Here is a 264-nt window from a genome sequence, read left to right as displayed (position 1 = left end):
CGCGGCGACCGGATGGACGACCCTGCGGTGGCCGCTCGGCTGCGCGCCGCGGTCGAGGTCATCTGGCGCGGGATGGTGGCCTGAGCCCACCTGTCGCGTGGATGCGGTCCATTCGGCTGGCTGCGTCACGAATGGCGGGAGAATCGCCGCGATTCGTTCAGCCATGCGGGATTTGGCCAGCCATTCGACCCCAGTTGACCGCATCCGATCGGCCACGGTGTGCACCTGCATGCCCAGATCACGGATGCAGGCCGAGAACCCCAG

The 264-nt window shown here is 68.2% G+C and carries 1 protein-coding gene; it reads right to left on the bottom strand.

The annotated features are described in order from the left end of the window. Positions 1 to 264: hypothetical protein (locus tag SB753_RS38225; protein ID WP_410805314.1), on the bottom strand; the 264-nt coding region annotated here is incomplete at both ends.

This window comes from Paraburkholderia sp. SIMBA_053, assembly GCF_046534895.1.
Taxonomy (GTDB): domain Bacteria; phylum Pseudomonadota; class Gammaproteobacteria; order Burkholderiales; family Burkholderiaceae; genus Paraburkholderia; species Paraburkholderia caledonica.
This window is presented reverse-complemented; position numbering and strand designations above follow the sequence as displayed.